Consider the following 224-nt stretch of genomic DNA (forward strand, 5'->3'; position numbering starts at 1 on the left):
TAAGAGACAGCTTCTTCGCTCGGCTCATCGACCAGCACTTTCTGGAAGCGCCGCTCCAGCGCCGCGTCTTTCTCGATGTACTGGCGGTACTCGTTKAGCGTGGTCGCGCCGACGCCGTGCAGCTCGCCACGCGCCMAGGAGGGGCTTGAGCATATTGCCGGCGTCCATCGAACCCKGTCTCYTWTAYACATCTKACGCTGCCSGCGACGCCCCCCCAGGTGTGG

Annotated in this window: 1 pseudogene; it reads right to left on the reverse strand. The window is 63.9% G+C overall.

Annotated elements, in window-relative coordinates:
- Positions 1 to 224, reverse strand: a pseudogene (locus tag ACQ4LH_RS21820) (hypothetical protein); the annotation flags it as partial.

This window comes from Pseudomonas peli, assembly GCF_050563605.1.
GTDB classification, from domain to species: Bacteria; Pseudomonadota; Gammaproteobacteria; order Pseudomonadales; family Pseudomonadaceae; genus Aquipseudomonas; species Aquipseudomonas peli_A.